Source organism: Xanthomonas axonopodis (assembly GCF_001304695.1).
GTDB classification, from domain to species: Bacteria; Pseudomonadota; Gammaproteobacteria; order Xanthomonadales; family Xanthomonadaceae; genus Xanthomonas; species Xanthomonas axonopodis.
In genome coordinates, this window is sequence record NZ_JFAQ01000184.1 from 1 (window position 1) to 4210 (window position 4210).

5 protein-coding genes and 1 pseudogene are annotated in these 4210 nt (G+C 64.2%); 3 read left to right on the plus strand and 3 right to left on the minus strand.

What is annotated here, in order from left to right:
• Nucleotides 1-68: 68 nt before the first annotated feature.
• Both dkgB and XAXN_RS15915 read left to right on the plus strand, forming a co-directional pair.
• Nucleotides 69-656, plus strand: a pseudogene (gene dkgB, locus XAXN_RS15910) (2,5-didehydrogluconate reductase DkgB); the annotation flags it as partial.
• Between the two features lie 149 nt (nucleotides 657-805).
• A complete protein-coding gene (locus tag XAXN_RS15915; RefSeq protein ID WP_054320273.1) occupies nucleotides 806-1108 on the plus strand; it encodes a hypothetical protein in 303 nt (100 codons plus the stop codon).
• Between the two features lie 311 nt (nucleotides 1109-1419).
• Here XAXN_RS15915 and XAXN_RS15920 read toward each other — a convergent pair whose 3' ends face one another.
• On the minus strand, nucleotides 1420-1836 hold the full coding sequence (locus XAXN_RS15920; RefSeq protein WP_005928480.1) for a hypothetical protein: 417 nt from the start codon (nucleotides 1834-1836) through the stop codon (nucleotides 1420-1422).
• Nucleotides 1837-1999: 163 nt separating this feature from the next.
• Between XAXN_RS15920 and XAXN_RS15925 the strand changes: the two genes are divergently transcribed.
• Nucleotides 2000-2866, plus strand: a complete 867-nt coding sequence (locus XAXN_RS15925; protein ID WP_054320274.1) for a DUF2884 family protein — start codon at nucleotides 2000-2002, stop codon at nucleotides 2864-2866.
• A gap of 238 nt (nucleotides 2867-3104) precedes the next feature.
• Here XAXN_RS15925 and XAXN_RS15930 read toward each other — a convergent pair whose 3' ends face one another.
• Both XAXN_RS15930 and XAXN_RS15935 read right to left on the minus strand, forming a co-directional pair.
• Nucleotides 3105-3533 (minus strand): organic hydroperoxide resistance protein, encoded by a 429-nt coding sequence (locus XAXN_RS15930; RefSeq protein WP_003488682.1) that lies wholly within the window; start codon nucleotides 3531-3533, stop codon nucleotides 3105-3107.
• 99 nt (nucleotides 3534-3632) lie between these two features.
• Nucleotides 3633-4100, minus strand: coding sequence for a MarR family winged helix-turn-helix transcriptional regulator (locus XAXN_RS15935; protein ID WP_054320275.1), 468 nt, complete (start codon nucleotides 4098-4100; stop codon nucleotides 3633-3635).
• Nucleotides 4101-4210: the final 110 nt, after the last annotated feature.

The window sequence follows — 4210 nt, forward strand, 5'->3', positions numbered from 1 at the left end:
CTCCCGTGTAGAACCTGGCCCATAGTGCTTCCTTCCAATCGAGGGAAAATAGTGCACCATCAAAGCATGGGATCAAACAACCTAGCCTGCGGGAAAGCCTGCGCAAACTCGCCACCGAGTATGTCGATCTCACCTTGATCCATTGGCCTTCGCCAAAGGACCAGGTCCCCATGCGCGAGTATCTGGAAGCGCTGGCGCAGGCCAAGCAACAGGGCCTGACCCGCGCGATCGGCATCTCCAACTTCACCATCGCGCTGACCAAGCATGCGATCGAGATCCTGGGCGTCGACGCCATCGCCACCAACCAGATCGAGGTGCATCCGTATCTGCAAAATCGTGCCCTAACCGACTTCCTGCGCGAGCAGGGCATCCATGTCACTTCGTACATGACATTGGCAGTCGGAGAAGTGCTCAAGGATCCGGTGATCCAGGCGATCGCCCAACGTCACGCGGCAACCCCGGCCCAGATCACGTTGGCCTGGGCACTGCAGCAGGGCTACTCGGTGATTCCCTCCTCGACCAGGCGCGAGAACCTGGAGAGCAACCTGAAGGCGCAAACGCTACAGCTGACCGAGCAGGATATGCGCGAGATTGCCGCACTCGACCGCGGCCACCGCCTGGCCAATCCGAAGGCGATTGCGCCCGACTGGGATTGAGGTCCTGGTTTCTGCCGTGCATCGGCATCGCACGATGCATCGCAGCCAGCGCCGCGACGACCGCTCGTCGTCGTGCGCTGGTTGCAGGCGACAGCCACTGCTACGGTGGCCCAACAGGGGGGGGTAGCCTCGGTCACGGAGTTCTACCCATGCACAGCGCATCCGTCTTGACCCGCCGCAGCGTCAATCTCGACGCTGAAATCGCCTATTGGCACGACGTCCACGCCGAGGGGCATCTGGGCGGCTACGCATTCGCCGACTACGCCCGGCTGCTCACGCTCGGCTACGATGTTTACCTGGCCTACCCACGCGCAACCGAAGCACAGCTCTACCGCGTGCTGCAGGACGGCTACTACCACTGTCTGCCGATGCTGTCGGTGCCCGGGGATCAGGCGCGCTGGATCGTGCGGCATGCGTGGCGGCATCTGGAAGATGCGGCGGTTCGGCATTGAACCGCCCGCACAGCATTCGCTGACCGGTCAGCGTGGACCTGGCTTAGGAGGGGAACTGGCCTAGGAAAAGCGTTGCTACGCGGCAACGGTCGTTGGTTCGAATGCGCAACAAGAGCCTGAGGTGATGTACTTGCCGCTTGTTGTGAGCAAAGCAGCCGGGCCCCTGCAAAGCGCATCAAATCGCGGCGCAGGATTTCTGCAGATATCGCGCGCTCAACTCACATGGCGCTCAGCTGGATGAGAGCGCCCCGGCCCGGTCACCGCGCTGGACCAGCAGTGGACACTGCGAGCGGCGGGCAACCAACTACCCGCTAGTTCAACGGCCCGATCGCCATCGCCTGGCGGTCGATGCGGTGCTTTTCGGCAAGCGCCTGCATGCCTTGCAGGGTCGAGGCGATCAGGCTCGCGTAACGCAACCGCCACAGGGTGGCGCGGTCGTTGTCGTCGTGCGTGCTGCCAAGGCCGTCGAGCACCTGCGGCAGACGGCGGTCGGCGAGCGCCGACGCCGCCAGGTAGGGCTTTGCAGGTGCGATGACATCCACCGGCTCGCGCCAGTCGTTGGCCACCTGCCGGGCAATGCCTGCCAGGTGCGATAGCTGGTGCATGCCGATCAATGTCTCGTGCAGCATCTCGCGGCATGCCCACTGCCACAGCGCCACCTTTTCCGATGGGTCCTGGGCAATCTCGGTAAGTGCCAAGTCTACCTTTTCGATGCGTGGGTCGAGCATTGTGTGACTCCGATGCTGCTGTGCAACATAATTCACACCATTAGCCGTGAGAATCAAGTGAGCTAGTCGTTTGAATGCCGTCAGTGCGCCGATGCTCGACCGGGTTCACGCTTCGCCGTAACCGCCTGTCGAGGCGCACCAGCGGCACCCTGACTTCCTTCCTATGGCGGCGCCCTGTGCCGTACGCAATGCTGCAGGCTCCGATTCCAAGGCCATTCCCATGCGCAGCACCATGTTTCTCGCACCTTTGTGGCTGCTGGTGGCCGGCGCCGCGCAGGCCCAGACCACAGCCCCGCGGCTGTCCTCGCAGCAATGCGATGTCAGCACCTCCTACGACGTACTGGCAGACACCGGCGGCATCTGGCTGCGCCGTAAACAGGGCGTGCCGCGCGAGATCTTTTTCCACGGTGGCGAGCTCAACGTGGACCGCCAGCCGCAGCCGGTCAGCGCCGCCGACGCACAGCGCCTGCGCCAGCTGGAGCAGGACATCCGTGCGTTGATGCCGGCGGTGGCGGCGGTCGCCCAGTCGGTGGTCGACATCACCTTCGACGCGCTCAAGGGCGTGGTGCACGTGCTGTCCGGCAGCGCGCGACAGCAGCGCAAGGTCGAACAATTGCGTACGGCAGCACGGGCGCAGGTGGCGGACAGCCTCGGACGCGGGCGGTGGGAGCAAGCGCTGTTCGACGCGCGCTTCGAGGCCAAGGTCGAACATGCCGCCGAAGCGCTGGCGGGCAGCCTCGCCCGCAGCGTGATGTGGACGGTGATGACCGGACGCGCTGCGCAGATGGAGCGCCACGCTGACCAACTGGATGCACAGATGCAGCAGCAGATGCAGGGCCGCAGCGACGCGCTCCGAGCCCAGGCCCGCAGCCTGTGTGTGCAGGCGCAGGCGCTCTACACTGTGCAGCAAGCACTGGAGTACCGCTTCAACGGCGAGCGCCTGCAGATGCTGGAGCTCAACACGCATCCGCAGCCACCGCCGGCGGATGCGCCGGCGTCCACTAGCGTGGTGGCAACGGCGACGCGCTAAGCGGCGTGTATTGCCTGGCGCGCGTCTGCTCGATGCTCTCGCCATGCAACACGGTGCGTACGCTGCGCGCGGCGCATGCCATCACAGGCGACGCCGAATACCCGCTGGCGGGTCATCGCCTGGCCGCGCACGCGCGAACCGGCAATCTTCTCAGGCCACAACGCACAACGGCCCGACGCATGCGCCGGGCCGTTGTTGAAACCGTGACACGCAGCGCGCATCACGGCCCTGGCCTGCATTACGCCAGGGTCAGGGTGACGTCGATATTGCCGCGGGTCGCATTGGAGTACGGGCAGACCTGATGGGCCTTGTCGACCAGCGTCTGCAGTTCGGCCTTGTCCATTCCCGGCACGGCGATACGCAGTTCCACGACGATGCCGAAGCCGCCCGGGATCTGGCCGATGCCGACGCTGCTGTCGATGCTCACTTCGCCCGGCAGCTTGAGCTTGTCCTGTGCGGCCACGGCCTTCATCGCACCGATGAAGCAGGCAGCGTAGCCGGCCGCGAACAGCTGCTCCGGATTGGTACCGTCGCCGCCGGCGCCGCCGAGCTCGCGTGGCGTGGACAGCTTGGCGTCGAGCGCCTTGTCCGAGGACACGGCACGGCCTTCGCGGCCGCCGGTGGCAGTGGCGTGGGCGGTGTAGAGGACTTTTTCAGGTGAGGCCATGGTGGTTCTCCAGGGTGAGCGCTATGCGCGCATGAGGGGTTCAATGGTTGACGATTGAATCGTGGACGACGTGTTGCAAAACTGGAGGGCACCGGGAGCTCACCCGGCGCCAAGGCTGGAGCGTAACTTCTCCAATTTCTGCTTGAGTTGACGCAGTTCGTCCAACGAACAGGACGACGCACAAAACACCTGTTCCGGCACCGCGCCAGCCCCAGCCTTGCTGCGCAACGCGCGGCCGGTCTCGGTCAGCGCGATGATGACTTGGCGCTCGTCGTTTGCCGCCCGCGTGCGACTCACCAACCCGGCCGCCTGCAGGCGCTTGAGCAACGGCGTCAGCGTGGCCGAATCCAGATACAGGCGCTCACCGATTTCCGACACGCTGCGTTTGTCGGCCTCCCACAGCACCAGCATGACCAGGTATTGCGGGTAGGTCAGGTCCAGCGCCTTCAGCAACCCGCGGTAGAGCTTGTGCATCGCCAGGTTGGCCGAATACAACGCAAAGCACAGCTGGTTGTCGAGCTGCAGCAGTGCATCGCTGCGGGCATCGGTGGCTGTGGCGTTTCCCATGAGCCACACTTTACATAGTACACTATTTAATAGCAAGAAGAATTGCTTCTTCCCTTCCACATGCTTCAGGCTGCCGCCACAGCCGCTACGTGCTAGGTGTTTGATCCCAT

Excerpts from the sequence above, each read along its gene's own strand:
- XAXN_RS15915 (WP_054320273.1), top strand. The coding sequence starts at position 806 with ATGCACAGCGCATCCGTCTTGACCCGCCGCAGCGTCAATCTCGACGCT.
- XAXN_RS15920 (WP_005928480.1), bottom strand. The coding sequence starts at position 1,836 with ATGCTCGACCCACGCATCGAAAAGGTAGACTTGGCACTTACCGAGATT.
- XAXN_RS15925 (WP_054320274.1), top strand. The coding sequence starts at position 2,000 with ATGGCGGCGCCCTGTGCCGTACGCAATGCTGCAGGCTCCGATTCCAAG.
- XAXN_RS15930 (WP_003488682.1), bottom strand. The coding sequence starts at position 3,533 with ATGGCCTCACCTGAAAAAGTCCTCTACACCGCCCACGCCACTGCCACC.
- XAXN_RS15935 (WP_054320275.1), bottom strand. The coding sequence starts at position 4,100 with ATGGGAAACGCCACAGCCACCGATGCCCGCAGCGATGCACTGCTGCAG.